General features: G+C 51.5%; 14 protein-coding genes and 1 pseudogene. 7 read left to right on the top strand and 8 right to left on the bottom strand.

The genetic code is table 11. The annotated features are described in order from the left end of the window. Window positions 1-68 precede the first annotated feature (68 nt). A pseudogene (locus ABD843_RS12190) lies at window positions 69-869 on the top strand (PQQ-dependent sugar dehydrogenase); the annotation flags it as partial. Between the two features lie 52 nt (window positions 870-921). Here ABD843_RS12190 and ABD843_RS12185 read toward each other — a convergent pair. After that, window positions 922-2,127 carry a TraR/DksA family transcriptional regulator gene (locus ABD843_RS12185; protein WP_345083522.1) on the bottom strand — a complete coding sequence of 402 codons (1,206 nt, stop codon included), beginning with the start codon at window positions 2,125-2,127 and terminating at the stop codon, window positions 922-924. 4 nt (window positions 2,128-2,131) lie between these two features. Continuing rightward, a complete protein-coding gene (gene ileS / locus ABD843_RS12180) occupies window positions 2,132-5,458 on the bottom strand; it encodes an isoleucine--tRNA ligase (RefSeq protein WP_345083520.1) in 3,327 nt (1,108 codons plus the stop codon). A gap of 663 nt (window positions 5,459-6,121) precedes the next feature. Between ileS and ABD843_RS12175 the strand changes: the two genes are divergently transcribed. Further along, window positions 6,122-13,360, top strand: a complete 7,239-nt coding sequence (locus ABD843_RS12175; RefSeq protein ID WP_345083518.1) for an Ig-like domain-containing protein — start codon at window positions 6,122-6,124, stop codon at window positions 13,358-13,360. A 131-nt stretch (window positions 13,361-13,491) separates the two neighbouring features. Here the strand turns inward: ABD843_RS12175 and ABD843_RS12170 are convergent, their stop codons facing one another. After that, on the bottom strand, window positions 13,492-13,920 hold the full coding sequence (locus ABD843_RS12170; protein WP_345083516.1) for an Hsp20/alpha crystallin family protein: 429 nt from the start codon (window positions 13,918-13,920) through the stop codon (window positions 13,492-13,494). Between the two features lie 292 nt (window positions 13,921-14,212). Here ABD843_RS12170 and ffh point away from each other — a divergent pair, with 292 nt between their 5' ends. Continuing rightward, window positions 14,213-15,547: a signal recognition particle protein gene (gene ffh, locus ABD843_RS12165; protein WP_345083514.1), complete on the top strand. Its 1,335-nt coding sequence runs from the start codon at window positions 14,213-14,215 to the stop codon at window positions 15,545-15,547. Between the two features lie 233 nt (window positions 15,548-15,780). On the opposite strand, the gene gap is transcribed toward ffh, so the two are convergent. Beyond that, the gene (gene gap, locus ABD843_RS12160) at window positions 15,781-16,794 is read right to left on the bottom strand and encodes a type I glyceraldehyde-3-phosphate dehydrogenase (RefSeq protein ID WP_345083512.1); all 1,014 of its coding nucleotides are present in this window, start codon (window positions 16,792-16,794) and stop codon (window positions 15,781-15,783) included. Window positions 16,795-16,931: 137 nt separating this feature from the next. On the opposite strand from gap, the gene ABD843_RS12155 reads away from it, so the two are divergent. The 4 genes from ABD843_RS12155 (at window position 16,932) to ABD843_RS12140 (ending at window position 19,753) form a co-directional block, all read left to right on the top strand. Next, window positions 16,932-17,279 (top strand): hypothetical protein, encoded by a 348-nt coding sequence (locus ABD843_RS12155; protein WP_345083510.1) that lies wholly within the window; start codon window positions 16,932-16,934, stop codon window positions 17,277-17,279. A gap of 179 nt (window positions 17,280-17,458) precedes the next feature. Next, window positions 17,459-18,055 (top strand): nucleotide exchange factor GrpE, encoded by a 597-nt coding sequence (locus ABD843_RS12150; protein ID WP_345083508.1) that lies wholly within the window; start codon window positions 17,459-17,461, stop codon window positions 18,053-18,055. Window positions 18,056-18,132: 77 nt separating this feature from the next. Then, window positions 18,133-19,311 carry a molecular chaperone DnaJ gene (dnaJ, locus tag ABD843_RS12145; protein ID WP_345083507.1) on the top strand — a complete coding sequence of 393 codons (1,179 nt, stop codon included), beginning with the start codon at window positions 18,133-18,135 and terminating at the stop codon, window positions 19,309-19,311. A 97-nt stretch (window positions 19,312-19,408) separates the two neighbouring features. Next, complete coding sequence (locus ABD843_RS12140) at window positions 19,409-19,753, top strand: TfoX/Sxy family protein (protein ID WP_345083505.1); 345 nt, start codon at window positions 19,409-19,411, stop codon at window positions 19,751-19,753. A gap of 76 nt (window positions 19,754-19,829) precedes the next feature. Here ABD843_RS12140 and omp85 read toward each other — a convergent pair whose 3' ends face one another. The 4 genes from omp85 to ABD843_RS12120 all read right to left on the bottom strand — a co-directional run bounded on the left by omp85 (window position 19,830) and on the right by ABD843_RS12120 (window position 25,274). Next, a complete protein-coding gene (omp85, locus tag ABD843_RS12135) occupies window positions 19,830-21,242 on the bottom strand; it encodes an Omp85 family outer membrane protein (RefSeq protein ID WP_345083503.1) in 1,413 nt (470 codons plus the stop codon). 101 nt (window positions 21,243-21,343) lie between these two features. Further along, window positions 21,344-21,733 (bottom strand): hypothetical protein, encoded by a 390-nt coding sequence (locus tag ABD843_RS12130; RefSeq protein WP_345083501.1) that lies wholly within the window; start codon window positions 21,731-21,733, stop codon window positions 21,344-21,346. Between the two features lie 117 nt (window positions 21,734-21,850). Then, window positions 21,851-23,806, bottom strand: coding sequence for a peptidylprolyl isomerase (locus tag ABD843_RS12125; protein WP_345083499.1), 1,956 nt, complete (start codon window positions 23,804-23,806; stop codon window positions 21,851-21,853). A 31-nt stretch (window positions 23,807-23,837) separates the two neighbouring features. Continuing rightward, window positions 23,838-25,274, bottom strand: coding sequence for a redoxin domain-containing protein (locus ABD843_RS12120; protein ID WP_345083497.1), 1,437 nt, complete (start codon window positions 25,272-25,274; stop codon window positions 23,838-23,840). Window positions 25,275-25,307: the final 33 nt, after the last annotated feature.

The raw sequence follows: 25,307 nt of genomic DNA, 5'->3' as shown, positions 1-25,307 counted from the left end.
CTCGTTGAGCTTTCAAATATGAAAGAAATGGTTATACAAAGAAAGGCAAACTTTCGAACACTTATGGATCGGTACCGGAGGATAACCCTATATCAGGTAGCCTCATATGGAGCCGGGGGCATAGGAATGTGCAGGGGCTGGCAATGGTGAACGGTATACTATATGCTTCGGAACATGGCCCGAACACCGATGATGAGATCAACATCATTCGCCCCGGGGGCAACTATGGCTGGCCCTTCGTGCGCGGGTATTGCGACCAGCCGGGGGAACAGGCATTCTGCGTTGCAAATACACTCACAGCGCCCCTGCGGGCATGGACGCCCACTATAGCCCCCTGTGGTATCGATCATTACCATAATGCTATGTTCCCGTCGCTACGGGGCGCATTGCTGATGACCACACTGAAGGATGCCCGCCTGTACCGCCTGCTACTGAGTGCGGATGGTATGGAAATGACCGATGCCGATGTGGTAGCAGGCATAGCCTATGGTAGGCTGCGCGACCTGTGCATATCGCCCGAGGGGAAGATATACCTGTCTACCAGCAACTCTAATGCCGATGGGAAGCCGCCCTTCACAGACAGGATAATAGAGGTGACGAACCCTGCATGGGGCCATCATACCGGTGGTGAGCTGGTGCTGTACCCCGATCCCGCAGGCGACCAGATATGGCTGCTGCCGCCTGTGCCATATACCCAACTGAGCTATATAGTGCATGATATGCAGGGTAGGGTGGTCATAGAAGGGACCATCACACCTGCGGCGGCTTACATTTCCCTGGGGCATATAGCCGGTGGTGTGTACCATGTGGGGCTATACCGCTCCGGCGAGCTTGTGGCCCGTGGGCGTTTTGTGCATATACACCAATGACAGGAGGCCACTCTTGCGAGCGGCCTCTGTGTTATGGATCTTTCAAATTTAATTAGTTCTGCTTGGAAGACATCATTGTTTTGGCCTCCATGCTGAGGGTAGCATGCGGCACGGCACGCAGGCGGGCCTTGTCTATGAGCTTGCCCGTAACGCGGCATACGCCATATGTCTTGTTCTCTATACGCACCAGGGCTTTCTCCAGGTGGTTCATGAACTGTATCTGGCGGCTGGCAAGCTGTGCCAGTTGCTCGCGCTCCATAGCGCCACTGCCGTCCTCCATGTTCATGAAACGGTTCTCGGTATCTTCGGTACCGGCCTCGTCCTTGTGTGTTATAAGGCCCTGCAGGTAGTGCAGTTCCTTCCTTGCGGCTTCCAGGCGGGTCTGTATTATCTGCCTGAACTCGTTCAGCTCCTCATCGCTATAGCGGTACACGGTGCCCTGTGTCTCTACTACGGGCTCGTCCAGTATAGAGCGGTAGGTCTCTGTATGGTATGGGGCCGCTGCGCTTGGGGTATCTTTAGTTGACCTCGATTTGTTCTCGAGTTTCCTGTGCGCTATGATCACCTGTGGTTTTTTCTCTATAGGGCGCGCTGCGGGTGTAGCTGTAGGCTTTGGCAGTACAGGCGCTGCTTTCACTACCGGCAGTGCTTTAGCAGGGGCCGCTTTTGAAAGAGGCTTTGCAGGCGCTTTTGCTACGGGTGCAGGTGCCGGCTTTGCAGGCGCTGCTTTCTTTGCTACGGGTGCGGGTGCTGCGGCCTTTTTAGGTGCAGGCGCTGGTTTGGCAGGCGCTTTTGGGGTCGGTCTCTGAGGGGCTGCTTTTTTGGGAGCCTCTTTCTTAGCTACAGGCGCTGCTTTTTTTGCAGGCGCTGCTTTCTTTACCGGGGCAGGCGCTGCCTTTTTCGCAGGCGCTGCTTTTTTAGCTGCTGGAGCTTTAGCCGTTGCTTTCGGTGCTGGTTTAGAATTCTTTTTATCCACGGTCTTCTGATTTGTTGCTTTAGATCTGCTGGTTAGTACTTGTTTCGATGTTACTGGCTTCTTTACAGGGCTTTTTGCAGGTGGCGCAGCCTTTTTTGCAGGCATCGCTTTTTTTGCAGGCGCTGCTTTCTTTACCGGGGCAGGCGCTGCCTTTTTCTGAGGGGCTTTTTTCGCAGGTGCAGCTTTGGCTACGACCTTTTTGGCCGGAGCCTGCTTTTTGGCAGGGCTAGCGGGTTTTGCGCTCTTTGCAGGTTTTACAGCCTGTTTTTTGTTGATAGCCATAACATTATGTAGTTTTTGATATGAGTATTTTGATCGTTATTTCGTTGATCTCTACTAACGTACCTTGCTCTGCTATCGGGGTTATCTCTATCTTATCGGCCAAAATTTCCGCGCAAATATAGCTACTAAAATTAATTATTGCACTTTTTATAGCATCGTGCTCTTCTATGCGCAGCACTATACGGTCGGTCACATCCAATCCGCTGTCCTTACGTTCTTTCTGTACTTTGTTCACTACTTCCCTGGCTATGCCTTCTTCCAGTAGCCCGGGCGTTACGGTTATATCCAGCGCCACGGTGAGGCTGCCCTTATTGGCCACAGACCAGCCGGGTATGTCCTCGGCTATTATCTCTACATCTTCGGGGGTTATGGTCACAGGGCTACCCTCTACCGACAGGTGGAAGCTGCCCTCTTTTTCCAGCATACTTATATTGTGCTGGCCCATGGCACCTATGGCGGCGGCGGCGGCTTTCATTTTGGCACCCATGCGCGTACCCAGCGCCTTATAGTTGGGCTTTATCTTTTTCTTTATGAAGCCTTCGGTATCTGTGAGGTATTCTATACCTTTTATGTTCACCTCGCTCTTTACCAGGTCCTCTATCTTCATTACCTGCTCTTTCATATACCCATCCAGTACGGGTATGAGTATACGGCTCAGCGGCTGGCGTACTTTTATATTCACTTTCTTTCTTATAGAAAGGACCAGCGAAGATATATCCTGTGCCAGTTGCATGCGCTCTTCCAGCGCCACATCTATGATGCTGTCATCGGCCTCGGGCATGTCTGCCAGGTGCACACTTGTGGCGCTCTGCCTCTTCGATACCTCGTTGAGGCTACGGTATATATGATCGGCAAAGAAGGGGGCTATGGGGGCCATCAGGCGGGTGAGGGTCTCCAGGCACTCGTAGAGTGTCTGGTAGGCGCATATCTTATCGTGCTCGTACTCGCCCTTCCAGAAACGGCGGCGGCACAGGCGCACATACCAGTTACTTAGGTGCTCATCGAGGAAATTCTCCATGGCGCGGCCTGCAAGGGTAGGCTCGTAGTCGTCAAGGGCGCTGTTCACATTCTTTACCAGGGTCTGCAGCGAAGAGAGTATCCATTTGTCTATCTCGGGGCGCTCCTTTACAGGTATATACTTTTCGCTGAATGTGAAATTGTCCACGTTAGCATATAGGGCAAAGAACTGGTAGGTATTGTACAGAGTTCCAAAATACTTCCGCTGAACCTCTTTAATTCCTTCAATATCAAACTTTAAGCTATCCCATGGAGAAGCGTTGGTGATGAGGTACCAGCGGGTAGCGTCGGCACTAAGCTGCTCTATGGTAGCAAAGGGGTCTACCACATTGCCCAGGCGCTTGCTCATTTTATTGCCGTTCTTGTCCAGCACCAGGCCATTGCTCACTACGGTCTTGTAGGCCACACTGTCGAAAAGCATTACGCCCAGGGCATGCAGGGTATAGAACCAGCCGCGTGTCTGATCCACCCCCTCAGCTATGAAGTCGGCAGGGAAGTTCTTTTTGAGTTCCTTTAGCGGATGTTTATCGAAGGGATAGTGTAGCTGGGCATAGGGCATGGCGCCACTGTCGAACCACACATCCACCAGGTCGGGCTCGCGGCGCATAGGTTTGCCAGAGTCTGAAACGAGTATTATCTGGTCTACATACGGCTTGTGCAGGTCTAGTGTTCCTTCTTCTATGAACTGATTGATATCCAGTATCTTATTGGTCTTATCTATTTCTTTTTTTAGCTCGTCTATGCTGCCTATGCACTTCATTTCTTCTCCATCTTCGCTTACCCATATGGGCAGGGGAGTACCCCAGAAACGACTGCGGCTCAGGTTCCAGTCCACCATGTTCTCCAGCCAGTTGCCGAAGCGGCCCTCGCCTGTGGCCTTGGGTTTCCAGTTGATGGTCTTGTTCAGCTCTACCATGCGGTCTTTCCGGGCAGTGGTGCGTATGAACCATGCATCGAGCGGGTAATATATGACAGGCTTATCGGTGCGCCAGCAGTGGGGATAGGTATGCTCGTATTTCTCTACTTTGAATGCGTTGCCGCTCAGTTTCAGCTTTACGGCTATATCCACATCCACATCCTTATACTCGGGGTCGTTCTTATAGTTCTTCACATACCTGCCGCTGAACTCGCCCGTATAGTCGTTGAACTTGCCCTCCTTATCGACCATGGTAAGGATGCCGATATTGTGCTTCTTGCCCACACGATAGTCGTCTGCACCAAAGGCGGGTGCGGTATGCACTATACCCGTACCGTCTTCGGTGGTAACGAAATCGCCGGTGATAACGCGCCATGGGTCGCCACCTGCTATCTCGCGGGTATTACCATCGAAAGACAGCAGTTGCTGGTAGCGCATGCCTTCCAGGGCATTGCCCTTATACTCGGCCACTACCTTCCATGGTATTATTTTGCTTTCTTTGTTAAAAGAAAGAATATCAATGTCTTGTCCTTCCTGTTTGAAGTGTTTGTGCAATAGTGCTTTGGCCAATATCACAAAACATTCGTCATGTGTGTAGGGGTTCAGGGTATGTACAAGTACATAATCTATATTCGGCCCTACGGTAAGGCCGCAGTTGCTGGGCAGGGTCCAGGGTGTGGTGGTCCAGGCGAGGAAGAAGGTGTTATCTGACCCGCTGGCTTCAAACAATGCGCGCGACCTTTCGTCCCTTACGGCCCTGAACATGGCCACTACGGTGGTATCTTTTACATCCTTATAGGTACCGGGCTGATTCAGCTCGTGGCTGCTGAGGCCTGTACCTGCGGCAGGGGAGTAGGGCTGTATGCTGACACTCTTATATAGCAGGTCTTTTTCATATAGCTGCTTCAGTGCCCACCATAATGTTTCTATATATTCGTTCTCGAAGGTGACATAGGGATCGCCCATATCTACCCAGTAGCCCATTTTTTCGGTTATCTCTTCCCATTTGTCCTTATAGCGCATCACCACCTCGCGGCACTTTCTATTATAGTCCTCTACACTTATCTTGGTGCCTATATCTTCTTTGGTGATGCCCAGCTCTTTTTCTACCCCCAGCTCTACGGGCAGGCCATGGGTGTCCCAGCCGGCCTTGCGCTGCACCTGGTAGCCGCGCATGGTCTTGTACCTGCAAACGAGGTCCTTCAGTGTACGGGAGATAACGTGGTGAATACCCGGCATACCATTGGCGCTGGGAGGGCCTTCGTAGAATACGAACGGCTCGGCGCCATCGCGCTGGGTCACGCTCTGTTCAAAAGTGTTTTCTTTCTTCCACAATGCAAGTATCTCCTGCTCTATGGAGGGCATGTTCAATCCTTTGTTCTCCCTGTATCTGGTCATTTGATATTTGGTCTGTAAGTATGCAGGGCGGGTGACACCCTGCGCGGGAAAGATACCATTTTATGTATTCAGTTTCCCGCTGTGCTAAAAAAATAAGGTGCAAAGGTAGCGATCTTTTGATCGCTGCTGAAATTTTCCGTAACTGTGCATAGTTCCTGTGTATATGAGTATTGCCGTTATATTGATATAAAAAATCTTCAAAAACGGTAATAATGCACTATCGATAAAGCATCATTTTTTACCCGCCTTATAGTTTTATTCTTTAGTAAAATAAATATTAATTTATTTATGTAATTGTAATTTATTTATTGTTGAAACAATTATTTGCCAAACGTTATCATTTGTGAAAAAAGAATTTCTGTTGCGTCTTTCTTAACTTACCGTTGTATTATTAGTTAATATGCCAACGAAATGCCGATTTTTTGTGTCTCCTATTGGTGTACGCAAGTTTTGGATATTTTGTATAAATATTTATATGTGGTTCAAATTGAACAACGAATTTTAAAAATTACAAACAATATTAATTGAAAATTAGTATTCGGTCTTTAAGGTGTGCGATGGCAAAAAATAAGACAAACATAATGCTGATATTTAACGCCTAGTGCAAGGACGAACACTAACACGCTGAAAACGAACTTCTCACTTAAAACTCGATATTCTCCAATGAAACTTACCATTACTCACCTCTTAACAGCAATGTTCTCGGTAGTTGCACTGAATGCTGCAGCACAGTTGACGACATTTACCACTCCGTCCAATTCTCCCGTGGACTATACTGTACCCGCCGGTTGTACCAGCGTAATAGTAAGTATGAATGGTGGCAGGGGAGGTACAGGTGCGGGTGCAGGCGGCGCCGGTGGCAGGGTAGTGTGCTCACTGGCCGTTACACCGGGACAGATATTGAAGGTATATGTAGGAGGCCAGGGTGGCACTACCGGCGGAGGAGTAGGAGGAAGCCGGGGTGGAAATGGCGGCGCCGGTGGCCTGCTGAGCAGCGATGGTGGCGGCGGCGGCGGATCATCAGATATACGCGTAGGCGGGACCGCATTGACCAACCGGGTGATAGTAGCGGCTGGCGGCGGCGGCGGCAGCTCTAGTGCCGGTGCTGTGGGAGGAGGGCTTACCGGTGGCTCTGCCAGTGGCGGCGGTGGTACGCAAAGCGCCGGTGGCGCGGCTGGTAATGCCAGTGCGACCGCAGGTACACAAACATCAGGCGGTAATGGCAGAGCTGGTAATTTAACAAATGACGGCGGCGGCGGTGGCGGCGGCGGCTATTGGGGCGGCGGTGGCGGCAATAGAAGTGCTGCTGGTGGCGGTGGCGGCTCGAACTATGTAGGCGGCGCCGGTGTGAGTGGTGTTACTACCAATTCACAGGGCGTAAGCACGGGCAACGGTGTGGTATCGATATGCGCACGGCCGGTGGCGGGTACTATTACCGGTACCCCAACATCTATATGTAAAAATGCTACCACTACATTCAGCAATACCACTGCTACCAGCACTGCTACCAAGACCTGGAGCAGCAGCAATACTGGCGTGGCCACGGTGAACTCGACCACAGGTGTAGTGACGGGTGTGGCGGCCGGTACGGCCAACATCACCTGCTCGGTAGCGAACGCATGTGAAACTGTGACCACGTTCAGGACCGTGACCGTTCTGGCCGATCCGAATGCGATAAGTGGAAATGCGGGGCTATGTCCTTCGTCCACTACTACGCTTACTAATTCATCTGGTGCCGGTACATGGAGCAGCAGCAATACTGCTGTAGCAAGTATCAGCAGCGGTGGTGTGGTATCATCTACCGCTACGCCGGGTACTACTACTATAACATTTACGCTCAATTCTACGGGTTGTACCATCACCAGGATACAGACGGTATATGCTCTGCCGGCAGTGATAGGTGGTACACTAGCCGCCTGCAAGGGTGGCGGTACTACACTTACCAATGCCACATCGGGCGGTACATGGGCCAGCCTTGATGGCTCTATAGCAACGGTGGCGCCAACTTCGGGCACATCTACCACTGTTACCGGTGTGAGCGCGGGAATAGTGAATGTAAAATATACATCGTCTACGGGCTGTATCCGTACCACTACGGTAAGCATACTGCCAACGCCATTGCCTGTCATTACCCCTAATACTGTAGATGTATGTATGGGCAGTGGCCAGGTATTCACAGCCACTGCTACCGTGCCGGACCTGGTACTGGCCGGCCAGAACTTCAATTCGGGTATAGGTACATGGTCTTTGAATACATTGTCGGGGCCTGTTGCAAGCAGTTTCACGATCATAACATCGCCTAATGCTGCAGGTGGAGCGGGTGATGGCTCTAATATGCTGCAGGCCAATGCATTCGGCAATCCCGTTGCTACTACACTCACATCCCCTTCTTTTTCTACCATGAACCTGCCGGGAGTAAGGGTGAAATTCAATATGCAGCTTCTTTCTGCACCGCCTGATGCTACTGTGGCCGTGGAATACTCGCTGAACAGCAGCCCCACATGGACACCTATAGCAACACCTGTACTGCTGCACCAGGTGGTGGGCGATGGCAACTGGTCGGCGGCAGCGCCTGAGTATAGCGCAACGCTGCCCCCTGCGGCCCTCAACCAGCAGGATGTGCGTGTAAGGTGGAACTATAATGGTACATATTTCTGGGCGATAGATAATATATCTATAATAGTAGATATGCCATCGCCCACATTCGCATGGACGGGTCCTGCAAGTCTTTCCTGCAACAACTGTGCTACGCCTACTATTACCCCCACCGCACTGGGCGCTAATGTTTATTCGGTAATTGCCTCATCGGGCTCATGTATATCGACCGCTGCGGCTACCACTACCGTATCGGTGAACCCGTTACCTGCGGCCATAACAGGTTTCACCAACCCATGCGTGGGTACTACTACTACGCTCAATACTACATCTACAGGTGGTACATGGGCGATAAGCGACCCAACTATAGCCAGCCTGAACGCATCTACCGGCCAGCTTACCGGCCTGCTGCAGGGTACGGCCACGGTATCGTATACACTGCCTACGGGCTGTCGTACCGCTACCGTGGTGACCATAGAGGCAGCACCGGCAGCAATAAGCGGTACGCAGAAGGTATGTGAAGGCTTCTCTACCGCCCTCTCGCACGCAGTGAATGGCGGCGCATGGGTAAGCGGCGCTACGAGCATAGCCACTATAAATACAACAGGTACCGTGAGCGGGCTGGATGTGGGTAATGCCCCCATCACCTATACGCTGCCATCGGGCTGTACGGTATTTGCTACGGTAACAGTGAATGAACAACCCACGGCTCTTACAGGCGCCGATGTAGTATGTGAGCTGGCCAATACAACCCTTGCATCTACCCCGGCCGGAGGTACTTGGAGCACAAGTGATGCTGCCAGAGCCACAGTGGCCGGCGGTGTTGTGACCGGTGTGAACGATGGCACGGTGAATATCTCTTACACCCTGCCTGCCGGTTGCTTCGTGACCAAGACCATGACCGTACTGGCAACGCCGGAGGTGATAACCGGTACCATGCAGGTGTGTGAGGGCCTTACCACCGACCTTAACTCTGCTACGAATGGTGGCGATTGGGGTACTTCGTCTACCACCATAGCCCTAGTAGATGGCTCGGGTATAGTGACCGGTGTGAACGATGGTACCGTTACCATATCTTATACCATGCCCAATACCTGCTATACCACAGCTACAGTGACGGTGAACCCGCTTCCGGTGGCAATAGGTGGTGTATCAAAGGTATGTGTGAATAGCACTATACAGCTTACCAATGACGATGCAGATGGTACATGGAGCAGCAGCGTCCCCGGTGTGGCAGATGTAGCCCCTGATGGTGTGGTGACCGGTATGGCCGCAGGCAATGCCAGCATTACCTATACTTTGTCTACAGGCTGTATCATCACTCATGATATGACAGTGAACCCGCTGCCTGCCAATATCACCGGTCTGGCAAAGGTATGTAAAGGTCTTACCACCCAACTGGCCAACAATACCTTAGATGGTACATGGAGCACCAGCGCACCACTTACAGCCACTGTAAGCGGTACGGGTCTTGTGACCGGCCAGGATGCAGGTAATGCTACCATCAGCTACATACTCACGGCTACCGGCTGCTATGCTACCGTACCAGCCACAGTGAACCCCCTGCCTGCCGACATAACAGGTACTGCAGAGGTATGTGAGAACGGCACTACACAACTGGCCGATGCTGATGCAGGCGGTACATGGAGCAGCAGCGCTGCTGCCATTGCTACTGTAGGTACCAATGGTATGGTATCGGGCGTGGCGCATGGCAATGCAAATATCACTTATACACTGCCTACCACTTGTATCACTGTGCGTGAGGTAACGGTGAACCCGCTACCTGCTGCCATAACCGGCACGAACAATGTTTGCGTGGCCTCGGATATAACTCTGGCAAATATCACGGCAGATGGTAGCTGGACCAGCAGCAACGATGGCATAGCTACCATAGGCAGCGGAACAGGTATAGTGACAGGTGTGGCAGATGGCGGTGTTACCATGAGCTATATACTGTCTACAGGTTGCTATACTACAAAGAGCATAATTGTGAACCCGCTGCCTGCCGATATAACCGGTGACACCAGGATATGCAAGGGGCTTACATCGCTGCTGGAGAACGCGACCATGAATGGCTCATGGAGCAGTAACACGACCGCTATAGCTACCATAAATACAGGTGGTATGCTGTCGGGTGTGTCTGATGGTACGGCTGTTATCAGCTATAAATTATCTACCGGCTGCTATAAAGTGACCGAGGTAACTGTAGATCCGCTGCCTGCAGACATAACAGGTGTAAAGAAGGTATGTGAAGGTCTTACTACCACACTGGCATCCATAACTCCCGATGGGACATGGGAAAGCAGCAGTACGGTGAAGGCCGATGTAGATGCAAATGGTGTGGTATCGGGTATGGAGAGTGGTAATGCCATGATCACCTATACGTTGCCCACAGGCTGTATCACTACTGCCACTGTCACTGTGAACCCATCGCCCGGTATGCTTACCGGCGATGCAGCGGTATGCGCACTGAATACAACAGTGCTGGGCAATATGGTGGCGGGCGGTACATGGACCGGCGGCGCTGCCGGTATAGCCAGCATATCGGCTACAGGTACGGTAACGGCTATAGCCGCGGGTAATGCCAATGTTACCTATACACTGCCGGCCGGCTGCCAGCGTGTAGATGAGGTGACGGTGAACCCACTGCCAGATAATATAACTACCGATGGCAATGTGTGTGTAGGGTCTACCGAAACACTGACCAATGTGACACCTGACGGTACCTGGGCAAGCAGCAATACTGCCATTGCCGATATAAATAATACAACAGGTGATGTGACAGGTATCTTTGCCGGAACGGCCAATATCACCTATAAGTTGACAACAACAGGCTGTATCAGGACGAGGGCTATCACCATAGACCCGCTGCCTGCGACTATATTTGGCAATTCGGCTGTTTGCGAAGCGGCTACCACACCGCTCTTCAGCGCACCTGCAGGCGCGTGGACCAGCAGCAACACGGCTGTGGCTACTATAAGCGCTACAGGTATAGTGAGCGGTGTACATGAGGGTCTTACCAATATCACATACACGCTGCCTACAGGTTGCTATGTTACTACACCTATGATAGTTGACCCGCTGCCACCTGCCATAACAGGCGATCTGTTCGCATGTGCGGGCGCTACATCAGAGGTGTTCAATACTATGCTGGGTGGTACATGGAGCAATGCTACCGACGTAGCTATGGTGAATGCTGCCGGTATAGTTACCGGCATAGCTGCCGGTACTACACGCATATCTTATAAGATGTCTACCGGTTGCGGTGTGATGGCTGTATTCACGGTGAATCCGCTGCCTGCACCTATAGCAGGTTCGCCCTCGGTATGCGAAGGCGCAGTTGCTATGGCTACCAGCGCTACCCTGGGTGGTAGCTGGAGCACAGCCGATGCATCGATGCTCACCATAGACCCATCAACGGGTGTGATGACGGGTGTTGCCGATGGTACGGGCGCTATAATATATACACTGCCTACGGGTTGCTCGCGCACACGCAATATCACTATATATGAGGCGCTGCCCGCCATCACCGGCGACAATGCCGTTTGCCGTGGCGCGGGCACTACGCTTGCCAATGCTGCGCCGGGTGGTGTATGGAGCAGCAATAATGCTGCAGTAGCTGCCGTAGGGTCTGCTACAGGTACTATCACCGGTATGGCTACGGGTAGTGCAACGATAGTATATGCGCTGCCAGCTACGGGTTGCCGTGCTACATATAATATAATAGTGAACCCGCTGCCTGCGGCCATTGCCCCTGCCAGTGTATGTGCAGGTGCTACCACTACGCTGAGCAGTGCGTCTGCCGGTGGTACATGGGCCAGCGCCGACGATGCCATAGCTACCATAGAAGCAGCTACAGGCATAGCTACCGGTGTAGCTGCCGGTGGGGTAGAGATGACCTATACACTACCTACAGGCTGTAAGGCCACAGCTATAGTAGCCGTATACGCACAGCCTGTAGCACAGGTGCTGGCCGGTGGCGGAGACTATTGCGAGGGTAGCGCAGGCGCCGAAATGACCCTCATGGGTTCGGAAGTGGCTGCCACTTACCGTCTGTATCGTGGTCCTTTAGTAGTAGGTATGGCTACCGGTGCCGGTGGTGCCGTTAACTTCGGCCACTTCACTACGCCGGGTACCTATTCTGTGAATGCCACTACACTTTCGGGCTGCGCAGGAGATATGACAGGCGCCGAGGTAGTGAACATCGTAGCAACAGTTACGCCTACCATCAGCATGGTGGCCGATATAGCTGATACTATATGTGCAGGTACTACGGGCAATTTCACCGCTATAGGTATAAATGGCGGCACAGCGCCCGAGTACAAATGGCTGATAAATGGTACAGAGGTGGGAACCGCTACTACTTATAGTTATGTGCCAGTGAACGGCGATGAGATAAAAGCAGTGCTTGTCAGCAATGCCCAGTGTGCTACCACTACTATGGTATCGGCATTAAGGACGATAAATGTTATGCCCAACCTTACACCTGCCATAAGCCTGGAGGTATTGCCCGGCGATACACTTTGCGAGGGCGATGGCGCGATGTTCCGCGCTACTATAGCCAATGGCGGCGATGCACCTATGTATACATGGATAGTGGATGGCAGCGTAGTATCATCGGCCACGGGTGCTACATACGCCTATGTGCCGTCTAACGGCGACATAGTGGTGTGCAAGCTCAATAGCAGCTACCGCTGCCCTACGGCAAATGATATGTCGAGCAATGTCATCAGCATGAAGGTGTTCGACCTGCATATACCTGTTGTGACCGTTGTGGCCCAGCCGGGCCTTACCATCAATGAGGGTCAGCTGGCCACCTTTACCGCTACCGCATTCGATGGTGGTACCGCGCCCACATACCAGTGGCAGATAAACGATGTGGATGTGCCCGGCGCCAATACACCCGTATTCGCTACCCGTGAGCTGGAAGACGGCGATGTGGTGAAGTGTAATGTACAGGCCAATGGTCTTTGCGGCAAAGTGTCGTTCAACTCTGTGACCATGAAGGTGCTGGAAGGTGTAAGCGTGGATCCTGTTATCACTGCCGCGTTCGACATCAGGCTGGCTCCCAACCCCAACAGTGGTACGTTCACAGTGTCGGGCTCTGTGCCCCGCAACGGCAGCAAGGTGACCCTGCAGGTGACCGACATGCTGGGCCAGGTGGTGTATACCGGTGCTGCACAGCCCAAGGGCGATGTGCTGAACGAGACCCTGAACCTGGACAACTCGCTTGCAAATGGTATGTACCTGCTGCACCTGAGCACAGGTACCGAAAGCCGTACTTTCCACTTTATGCTTAGCAGATAGAATGCAATGAACATTCGATAATGAAAATGGGCCGGTATCACCGGCCCATTTTCATTATATATACCTGCAAAAAATGAAAGCGGCATAGAAATGCCGCTTTTCTTTCATCACACACCTATTCACACTATTCTTTAGTTCACTGCTATTTCCTGTGCAGTGGGTTCCGTTATCTCTTTTTTCGCGAGGGTCACTACCAGTACGCCATCGGTGTACCTGGCCGTTATTTTGGTAGTGTCTACCTTTTCGTTCATAGTGAAGGTCCTTTTGAATGAGCGGGTCTTGTATTCGCTCCTCAGCCATTTGTCTTCACCGTCGGTCTCTTTCTTTTCCTCTTTGTGATCGAAGGAGATAGTAAGGTTGTTCTTGTCCACGTTTATGCGGAAGTCCTCTTTTTTCAGACCCGGCGCTACCGCATGTAGCTCGTAGCTGTCTTTGGTCTCTTTGATGTTCACGGGTACAGAGGCCATTTCGTATCCTTTGCCAAGGCCGTTGAAGAAAAGGTCGTCCATCAGGTTGGTCATTGTGCGGGGCATCATGCCGTAATTTGTTTTTGTGTACATGGTTCGTTCGTTTTAGCGTTTGCAGATACTATTGCAAACCGTTTGCCAATACGATTTTTGCGACATTTTGTCTGTTTTGTTAAAAATATGTTGACATTTTGTCTGTTTTGTTAAAAAATATAGCAAAATAGCTGCCAAAATATGTGTAGCAGACGCCATAAGGAATGCCTGACGAATAAGGCCGGTACATCTATCCAAATTCGCCGATATTATCTTAATTTCGCATTCCCATAAAATGACCCGGTCCTATAGTTCATAACTCATAATTCATACTTCATAATTCCAAGATACCATGTTCGAGAATTTAAGCGAGCGGCTCGAGTCGGCCTTTAAACAACTGAAAGGGGAAGGCCGCATCAATGAGATAAACATTGCCACTACTGTAAAGGAGATACGCCGCGCCCTGGTAGATGCGGACGTGAACTATAAGATAGCCAAAGAATTTACCGACAAGGTGAAGGACAAGGCCATAGGCGAAAAGGTGATAACATCGGTAAGCCCGGGCCAGCTGATGGTGAAGATAGTAAAGGACGAACTGGCCGAACTGATGGGCGGCAAAGAGCATGAGATAGACCTGTCGGGCAAGCCTACGGTGATACTGATAGCCGGTCTGCAGGGTTCGGGTAAGACCACTTTCTCGGGCAAGCTGGCCAACTTCCTGAACAGCAAAAAGAACAAAAAACCACTGCTGGTAGCTGCCGACATATACCGCCCGGCGGCCATGGAGCAGCTGCGCGTACTGGCAGAGCAGATAAAGGTGCCTGTACACATAGAGCTCGAGAACAGGGATGCTGTAGCCATAGCACAGAACGCCATAGCCCTTGCCAAACAGAACGGCAATAATGTGGTGATAATAGACACCGCGGGCCGCCTGGCCATAGACGAGGCCATGATGACAGAGGTGGCTAATATAAAGGCCGCTGTGAACCCCAGCGAGATACTATTTGTAGTAGATTCTATGACCGGCCAGGATGCCGTGAACACTGCCAAGGCCTTCAACGACAGGTTGGACTTCACGGGCGTGGTGCTTACCAAGCTGGATGGTGATACACGCGGTGGTGCGGCACTTACCATCAAGTATACTGTAGATAAGCCCATCAAGTTCGTGAGCATGGGCGAGAAGATGGAAGCCCTCGATATCTTCTATCCCGAGCGTATGGCGCAGCGTATACTGGGCATGGGCGATATAACCACCCTTGTAGAGCGTGCGCAGGCCCAGTTCGACGAGGCACAGGCCAAGAAGCTGGAGAAAAAGATACGCGCGAACAAGTTCGACTTCGATGACTTCAAAGAGCAGCTGCAGCAGATAAAGAAAATGGGTAACATCAAAGACCTGCTGGCCATGATACCCGGTGTGGGCAAGGCCATAAAGGACATAGACATATCGGACGATGCATTCAAGGGGATAGAGGCCATGATAAACTCTATGACCCCTTATGAGCGCGCCAACCCAGATGTGATAGACACCAGCCGCCGCAAGCGCATAGCCAAGGGCAGTGGCAAGGATGTGAACGATGTGAACGCCTTCATGAAACAGTTCGAGCAGATGAAGCAGATGATGGGCATGATGAACAAGATGAAGGGTGGCGGCATGGGTATGCCCGGCATGATGCCCGGCAGGCGTTAATAAGCTTTTCTTGATACACAAAATATACAGCAGCTACCTTGAAAAGGGTAGCTGTTCTGCTTTGGACCTCTCCCCGGCCCTGCCTATCGGCAGGCAGGCCTCTCCGAAGGAGAGGGAGCACTCCGCATTTTGTCTCCTCCCATCGGGGGCGCCTGCCTGCGGCAGGCAGGGCTAAAACAAAAGCCCCGCTGCGATAGCAGCGGGGCTTTGTGTATATGTAAGAATGCCGGGAATTACTTGCTTATGAGGCCGGCGAAGTATTTCACCGTGCGAACGAGCTGGCTTACATAGCTCATTTCGTTGTCGTACCAGCTTATGGTCTTTACCATCTGCGTATCGCCTACGGTTATCACCTTTGTCTGTGTAGCATCGAACAGGGAGCCGAAAGATGTGCCTATCACATCGCTGCTCACTATTTCGTCCTCGTTGTAGCCAAAGCTTTCGTTGGCAGCGGCCTTCATGGCAGCGTTCACCTCTTCTATAGTGGTCTTTTTGCCCAGTACGCATACCAGCTCTGTCAGCGAACCGGTGATGGTAGGTACACGCTGTGCAGAGCCGTCCAGCTTGCCTTTCAGCTCGGGCAGCACCAGGCCTATGGCCTTGGCAGCACCTGTAGAGTTGGGCACTATGTTGGCAGCGGCAGCGCGTGCGCGGCGCAGGTCGCCCTTGGCGTGTGGGGCGTCCAGTGTGTTCTGGTCGTTGGTGTAGGCATGTACTGTGGTCATAAGACCTGTAACGATACCATAAGAATCGTTCAGTACCTTGGCCATAGGCGCCAGGCAGTTGGTAGTGCAGCTTGCGCAGCTTATCACTGTTTCAGAGCCGTCCAGTATGTCATGGTTCACGTTGAACACTACTGTCTTCATTTCGCCCGTTGCAGGAGCCGATATCACCACACGCTTCGCGCCAGCGGTGATGTGTGCTTCGGCCTTGGCCTTATCTGTGAAGAAACCTGTACACTCCAGTACCACGTCCACATTGTGCGTGCCCCAGGGTATCTGTGCAGGATCTTTCTGTGCGTATATCTTTATTTCTTTACCGTCAACAGATATAGAGCTGTCCGTGTGGGTCACGGCTTGGTCGAAACGGCCCTGTGCAGTATCGTACTTCAGCAGGTGGGCCAGCACGTTCGGCTTGGTGAGGTCGTTGATAGCTACTACTTCTATGCCTTCCATGTTGTATATCTGGCGGAAAGCAAGGCGGCCTATGCGGCCAAAACCATTGATGGCAACTTTTACTGTGCTCATTTTCTATCGTTATTAAGAGGCGTTTTAAAAAATGTGGCGCAAAGGTATGGAAATAAAAAAATAATATCGTCAAAAACATAATGCAATTCGTGTAATGTGTATAAACTGCATACACTATCGTTATTTTTACACCAGATATGTATGAGAACAAGAACGAGCCTGTAGCGCCACCGGCGGTCTTTGTATCGCGTATGGCCCGCAACATAGGTATGGCCATGCTGCTGCTGGCCATATGCCTGCTCATAGGTGTGGTGGGATACCACTATTGTGCGCACATACCGTGGATAGATGCCATACACAATGCATCTATGATACTGAGCGGTATGGGCCCTGTGGTAGAGATACGGAATACGGGCGGCAAGCTGTTCTCATCGGCCTATGCGCTTTTCAGCGGTGTGGCGTTCATCACCAATATCGGCATCATACTGGCACCTGCGGCGCATAGGCTGTTCCATAGGCTGCATATGGATGATGATGAGGTTTGAACCCTGATGTAAAGGATGAAAGGATGGACCTTGGTGAGGATAAGCAATTCCCGCCGGGCTTTCATAATTCATAACTCATAATTCAAAATTGTATTTTCGCCGCCATTTTGTCCGAATTACTATTTTGGCAAAAAAATTGACCATCTCTATATACTATGTTTTTCAAAAAAAAGAAGAATATGAGCGAGCAAAAAGCAGACAATAGCGCCAATATGAATGAAAACACCGACAACTTGTCGCAGAATGAAAATATGGATGAGGCTTTGGCAAGCATGCTGAACACGGACGATAGCCGTAGTACAGCAGAGCTGCCCGATGATGGCGATGATGAGGAGAAAGAAAAAATGGCTGCCGAAATAGCAGAACTGAAAGACAAGGTGCTGAGGCAGGTAGCGGAGTTCGAGAACTATAAAAGACGCAGCTCGCGCGAGATGATGGAACTGCGCCAAACGGCGGGCAGGGAAGTGATACAATCTATGCTGGAGGTGCTGGACGATATGGACCGCGCCGAAAAGCAGATAGAGGGCACTACCGACATAGCCGTAGTGAAGGAGGGTATAGCACTGGTATTCAGTAAGATGCGCAATGTGATGCAGCAAAAGGGCCTGAAGAAGATGGATGCCGTGAACACCGAGTTCAATGCCGACCTGCACGAGGCCATCACCGAGATAGATGCACCCGAGAACATGAAAGGCAAGGTGATAGACATGGTAGAAAGCGGCTACTACCTGAACGACAAGCTGATAAGGTATGCAAAAGTGGTGGTAGGCAAATAATAGCGTACTGCCGGTATAAATATTTTACTTGTGAGGCCCCGGCCTCTTGAAAAAGCTCCCGGAGGGAAACGGAAATTATGTCAAAAAGAGATTATTACGAGGTGTTGGGTGTGGGCAAGAGCGCCTCTGCCGATGAGATAAAGAAAGCATACCGCAAGCTGGCGCTGCAGTACCACCCCGACAAGAACCCCGGCAATAAGGAAGCTGAGGAGAAGTTCAAGGAGGCGGCAGAGGCCTATGATGTGCTCAGTAATGCCGATAAGCGTGCCCAGTACGACCGCTTCGGTCATGCGGCCAATGCCGGTAGCGCCAATGGCGGCTACGGTGGCTATGGCCCGCAGGGTGGCATGCGCATGGAAGACATCTTCCAGAACTTCGGCGACATATTCGGCAACAGCGATATGTTCGGCAACATGTTCGGTGGTGGTGGAGGCGGTGGCCGCAGGCAGGGTTCGCGTGGCGCCAACCTGCGCATAAAGCTGAAGATGGACTATGCCGAGATAGCCAATGGCGCCAACAAGAAGATAAAAGTAAAGAAACATATAACCTGCCAGCAATGTACCGGCAGCGGCGCCAGGGATAAGAACTCTATGCAGACCTGTGGTACCTGTGGCGGATCGGGGCAGGTAAGGAGGGTGACGAACACATTCCTAGGCCAGATGCAGACGGTGACCACATGCCCCACCTGTAATGGCGAGGGCAGCACCATCACGCACAAGTGCGGCAACTGTAAGGGCGAAGGCCGTGTATATGGCGAAGAGACCCTGAACCTGGACATACCCGCAGGCGTGCAGGACGGTATGCAACTAAGTATGCATGGCCGCGGCAATGCCGGCGAGCGTGGCGGCCCTCCAGGAGATCTGTTGCTGGTGATAGAGGAAGAAAAGCATGAGCACCTTACCCGCCGCGACCTGGATGTGGTGTACCAACTGCACATCTCGTTCCCCGAGGCGGTACTGGGTATGCAGGCCGAGGTGCCTACCATAGATGGCAAGGCCAAGATAAAGATACCCGCAGGCACGCAGAGCGGCAAGATATTCAGGCTGAAGGGCAAGGGTTTCCCCGCGTTCCAGTCTTATGAGAAGGGCGACGAACTGGTAGAGGTGAACGTATGGTCTCCGCAGAATCTTACCAACGAGGAAAAGGATATGTTGGAAAAACTGAAGAACTCTCCCAACTTCAAACCCGGCGCTGATGCGCGTAAGGACAAGGACGAACGTGGCTTCTTCGATAAGATAAAGGATGCATTTCACTAAATAGTGACATAGGAACGATATATTCAGAAAGAGACCGGCGAACCCGGTCTCTTTGTTTTAGTGGCCTCTTGTTATATTTGGATAGCAAAAGACATCCATGGCCTACAACGAACAACTGAATAACAGGATACGCGAGGCGCTGGCCCACCTGCTCCATGTAGAGGAAAAGTACATGTTCGGCGGGGTATGCTATATGGTGAACGGGAAGATGTGCGTAGGCATAGTGCAGGACGAAATGATGTGCCGCATAGGCCCCCATGCCTACGAGGCCGCACTGGAAAAGAAAGGCTGCCGCGAAATGGTCTTTACCGGCAAGCCCATGAAGGGCTATGTATATGTAAGCGATGAAGGCATGAAGACCAACAAGAATTTCCAATACTGGATAGAGCTGTGCCTGGAGTACAACAAAGAGGCAAAGGCCACAAAGAAGAAAAAGAAATGACCATATACCGTTCGTCGGAAAAAGAAAAGCCCTTGCAGATCACTGCAAGGGCTTTTCTTTGTGTATTGATGGTCCGTCAGAATGCCTGGCCCAGCCCGAAAAAGAATAGGTTATCTTCTTTAGACATCCCATAGTCCAGAGAGATAATGGTAGACTGGTTCCAGCCTATTCTGAGGCCGCCACCAGCGGCATACCTGATGTTGCCGAGCGACAGGTGTTGCCATTTATCCCTTACTGTACCTGCATCGAAGAATGGAGCTATGGCAAAACTAAAATGCTGTTTCAGGAAGCTTGTTTCTGCTATCCTCGCCCTCACTTCGAAATTGCTGAACCACAGGGACCTTGCCAGGAACCTGTTCGCCCTGTAGCCGCGTAATGACTGTTTGCCGCCCAACGCATTTATACTGCCATCGGGGCTCCATTGGTCCTGAAATTCAAAGAAGGGCGCTTTGCTGCCAAAGATATTGCCGAAAGCTACACGGCCTGCAAGAACGGTTCTTTTACCCACAGGTATCTTTTTATAGATACGCCCCTGTACGAATAGTTTATCGAAAGAGAAACCGGAGCCTATGGCCGGGTTCGAGAACTCATTGGCTATTTCGAAGTAGTGGCCCTTTGTAGGGTCGGGCTCAAAGTCGCGCGTATCGAATATGAGGGCTGTTTGCAGTAAAGACACCCAGCCGCCGTTCACCCCATAGACCCTTCCCTGCTGAAAGTCTCTCTGAAGGAGGGATGTGCCATTGGGGGCTTTTATCGTTTGCCCCGTAGATGGGTCTATCGCTTCAGCCTCGGTGCCTTCAAAGGTGCGGTAGCTCAGGTGCTGTATCTCATATCCGCCCAGTATTCGCCACTTGCCCTTCCCCAGTGCGCGGTCTGCTTTCAAATTCAGCATGAATTCTGTTTCCATGAACCTGTTAGAGAGGGCATCGGTCACCTGGGGCGCTTCGTTGGCCTGTTCGGACCGAAGTGTCTTCCGGGCCTTATCATATTCATCGAAGCGGCTGTAGGTAGCGCCACTGGCTGGGGTAGATGGCAAACGCAAAGGTTCAAGTGTATGCTCTGCAGAGCCAAAGTAGAGGTTAGCAGGGTTCTGCTGGGCCTTGAGGTCTGCCTTATATCGCCAACGTGTAGCCTTGAAGTATGGCATATCGAAAGACAATACCAGCTCCCTGGCATTCGATGTGTAGTAGGCCGCATTTACCTTTAGCTTCGCCAGGTATGGGGTATATGCAAAACGCGGGTCGTCGCGAGTGCCGTTCCAGTAGATGTTACTTCTTACCCCTACACCAAAACCGGTGACAGGGTCTGATGAAACATCGGGGAGTGCCGTAAGAAATGTGCCTTGCTTCTTTTTCTCAAGGTCCGCATCCGACATTCGTTTCGATCGGATGAACGCAAGTGTATCAGCGTTCTTTGTACTATGCCTTTGCTGGGCATGTGTAGCAATGCTTATTATAAGCACCGCTACACACACAATAAGTGTTCTCATTCTTTTATTTTTAAAATGCTTTGAGGAAATTGTAATAGATAGCATGCGTTAAAGCCCCGACATAAAGTGGGGATAACGTAATACCAATATGATATGTGCTACTAAACTATGGGAGGGTGGAAGATGTCTCCGAAATAGTTGGAAGAGTAGAATGCAGCTTGGTGAATAGGGTAGACCTTCTTTGTATAGAACGCTGTGCCGGGTGCCGGGTAAAGGAATGAAACAGTAGAAGTGGTGATAGCTACCTGTAGGTTCGACCCTATTGACCCGAATGGCTGATGCTCCTCGTTCTCTTCTCCTTCGAAGTAGTTTATTATACTCTCGAAATTAAGCAGATGCTCGAACACAAAATCCAATGGGGTGATATCATGATCTTCCTTGCTGCATTGCTGGTACATCTGGCGAAGGTCCATAGAGGACGGGTCTCCTATGGGTCGCAGCAGGAAGAGGATACTATGCAGTAATATAAGGATGAAAGCTACCGGCCTCACGTTTGTAAATATATGACAGGCCGGCCTGATGGCAAAAATGATGCTTTAGAGACCACATCCATATAAAGCGATGAGGGGCCATATGGCCCCTCATCGCGCGTTCTTATAAAAACATATTTATTTCACCATGCTCTTGAATACCTGCTCGTTCACCTTTACAGGGTAGTCACTGCGCATTTTTTCGTTCCATTGTTTTTCCAGGTGGTCCTGGTATTCGGCCACTACATAGCCGCGAGCCTCGTCGAGGGTCTTGGCGGTAGGTGCGCTGTATACTTGCTTGGCCACTACTACGGTAGTAGCGCCGTTCTCGCCGGGTATCACCTTTATCTTGTTGGCAGATAGCTCTGCAAGGGTAGCATCCTTGTAGCGCGAGAATTCGTAATGGCCGCGCTGTATGCTCACGCCATCGGGCCTTGCGGCCGTGTTCACCGCTTTGGCAATAGAATCTTCGGTATACTTGCCGGTCTTTATCATTTCCATACCTGCATCGAACGATGCCTTGTCCTTGAACTTGTATACAGCGCCCTCAAAGCCCGGCTCCCACATATACTTGCCTTTGCGGGTCTCGAAGAAGGCTTTCAGGCCTACAGTATCTTTCGATGCCTTGCTCCATACATTGCGGTCCATCAGCTCGAAGAGCATGATGCCATCGCGGTATTCGGCCATCAGCGTCTTGAACTCGGGATTCTCGTCCACCAGCTTATGCTCCTGGAAGTCGGTCACCACATTAGTCATGTACAGGTTGTAGGCATCGCGTACCACGGCGTTCTTGGGGCCATTCAGCTTGCCGCGTGTCAGGTTGTACAGGAAGGCCACGAAGTCGGACTGCAGGTAGTTCTTGCCACCGAGGGTGAACAGGGTCTTGTTCATGTTCCTGTAGTCTTCGGCCTTTATGCTCTTGGCATCAACGCCCGTATCGGGTGTGGTCTGCAGCTTGTTGAACACTTCTGTGAAGTTCTCGGGATATTCCTTAAAGCCGTTCTTCGCCTTTACCTTGTCGTAGTATATGTCCCTTGCCATCTGCGCACGAGAGTCGTTGTCCACTTTACGCTTCAGCTGCGTGTGCATGCTGTCGTAGGGTTGCAGGGGCGTTTTAGCTATCAGCTTTATGATGTGAAAGCCATATTCGGTACGCACAGGGCCGGCTATCTCGCCCGGTTTTTTGATGCCGAAGGCAGCATCTTCGAACTCTGGCACCATCTTGCCCACACCGAAGGGCTTCATTACGCCACTATCGTTAACGGTGTATTTGTCGTCAGAGTATTTTTCTACCAGGGTATAGAAGGGTGTACCTGCCTTTAGCATGGCCATCACACTGTCGGCGCGCTTGCGTGCCTCGGCCACACCTTCATCGCCCTTAGCTTTCATTATCTGTATCATTATCTGCGCCACTTTCACCTCGCCTTTGTTGGGACGGCGGTCGGTCACCTTCAGTATGTGGTAGCCGAACTGTGTGCGGAACACGCCCGATACTTTTCCTTTAGGTGTGGTATAGGCCATATTCTCCAGCGGGTATATCACCTGCAGGGCAGTGAAGTAGCCCAGGTCGCCACCGTGATCCTTAGAGCCTTTGTCGTCAGAGAACTGTGCTGCCATTGCCTCGAAGCTCTGCTTGCCCGATGCTACTACGGTGGCTATGCTGTCCATTTTTTTGCGGGCCAGCAGGGTATCGCTGCCGGGAGGGCAGCTTACCAGTATGTGCGATACGCGCACATCTTCCTTCATGCGGTCATACGCCTCGCGTACCAGCTTGTTGGTTATCTGCTCGTCGGTGAGGTAGTTCTTGGCCAGTTGCTTGCGGTAGTTGGTGAGCTCGCGGTCTATGCTTGCTACGGTATCCAGGTGCTGCTTGTCGGCCTCGGCCACCTTCATCCTGAAGAGTGTATAGAGGTCCAGGTAGCTTCTCAGCTCCTTCTCCGACATGTCGGGCTTCTTGTTGATGCTGTTCTTTTTGTAAACCCTCAGAAATTCATCCTTGCTAACAGAATTGGGTCCATAAGTGAATAATGTCTGTGCATGGCCCGCGACAGCGAATGCCCCTGCAGCGATACATGTTGATACCAGCTTTCGCATTGTGTATATTTTTTTGGTTGTGTTTTTGGTTCTACTTAGGTTTTTTGTCCAGCATCTCTACCAGTGTGGCTATGTTGGAATGGTCCAGTCTTTTTCCTTTTATGATCTTCTTTTCGTCGAGCAAATATATGGTAGGCGTACTGTAAACATCATATTTCGCCCGCCAGTCGCCCGAATGGTCGGGGTCCCATGTGGTCATCCAGTCATTCAGCTTGTAGCGGGTTATGAAATCCTTGGCGGCCGTAGGGTCGCCCTCGGTGGTCACGGCATATATCTTCACACCCTTTTCCTTCAGCACAGTACGGTACAGAGAGTCTATTGCAGGCATCTCTTCGCGGCAATGGCCGCAACTGGGCGCATAGAACACCAGCAGGGTGTACCTGGCTTTCACACTGTGCAGGCTCGCATCCTCGTGCTTATCTGCGGCGAACATGGGCAGCTTTATCTCGGGCGCCAGGTTGCCTATCACATTGGGCGCTATCTTCATGGCGCGGTCTATGTATTTGTTCAGCTCATCGGTAGTGAGCCATGTGGCATCGCCCTTCATGTAGTAGTTCTCTACCAGGTATACGAACACCTCGTCCATACCCATCACCTTGCTGTTCTCGGCCATGCGGGTAAGCCACCACAGGGTATATTTGAACACCTCCTTTGTGCCGCGGGCCTTGGTGAGCAGCATGGTGCTTTCCTTTATCACGCTATCGGGCCAGGGCAGTACCAGCTTGTTCATGTATTCGTCCAGGCGGGCATCGTATACAGGGGTATGTATCAGGCGGTCGTCCTGCAGGTCGAACTGGTCCCAGTAGTGCGCCTTGTAATAAGTGTAGGCAAAAGCGCTGTCCTTCGTCTTGCCGTCAGGCAGGTAATGCGGGCCTTCGGGTACCTGTGGTATCTCCAGCGAGCTGAATATGGAGGCCAGCAGTGTACCTGGGTATTTCTTCACATGTTCCCTGCGGTAGGTGGTCAGCTCCTTCGACATAGCGGCAGAGCGTTTGCGCAGCGCAGCGGTATCATCGGCAGTGCGTGCGTTCACATATTCTTTCTGCAGCCCCTGCTGGCGTTCGCTATAGCCTTTCAGGAAGGAAACATACTCCCTGAAACGGTCGTTCTCGGGCGAGTTGGTGTATGATACGCTTTCGGGCAGCTTCTTCAGGTCGGCAGTAACGGTGAATTCATCGCCCTTGTTCAGCAAGAGCTCGAAGTAGGTCTTGCGGTCAGAGAAAAGCATCATGTAGATGCCTCCTATGAATTCGGGGTCCTTGCTGTCGAAAACGGCTACGCCCTTCTTGTCGAATCTTGCCGAGTCTCGCTTGTATATGGTGGGCAGTGGTTTGCCATAGTAATGCACCAGGTATACCATAGAGTCCTTCAGGGCAGGCACTTTCAGGGTTATGCGGTATCCGTCGCGGGCAACACTATTTAACGCCATACCCAGCAACAGCATGGCGGTCAATGCAATTCGGTTCATATACAGTTGTTGATCGTTTCCGCTAAAAGACGG

It is taken from the genome of Nemorincola caseinilytica (assembly GCF_039540515.1).
Classification (GTDB): domain Bacteria; phylum Bacteroidota; class Bacteroidia; order Chitinophagales; family Chitinophagaceae; genus Nemorincola; species Nemorincola caseinilytica.
This window is presented reverse-complemented; position numbering and strand designations above follow the sequence as displayed.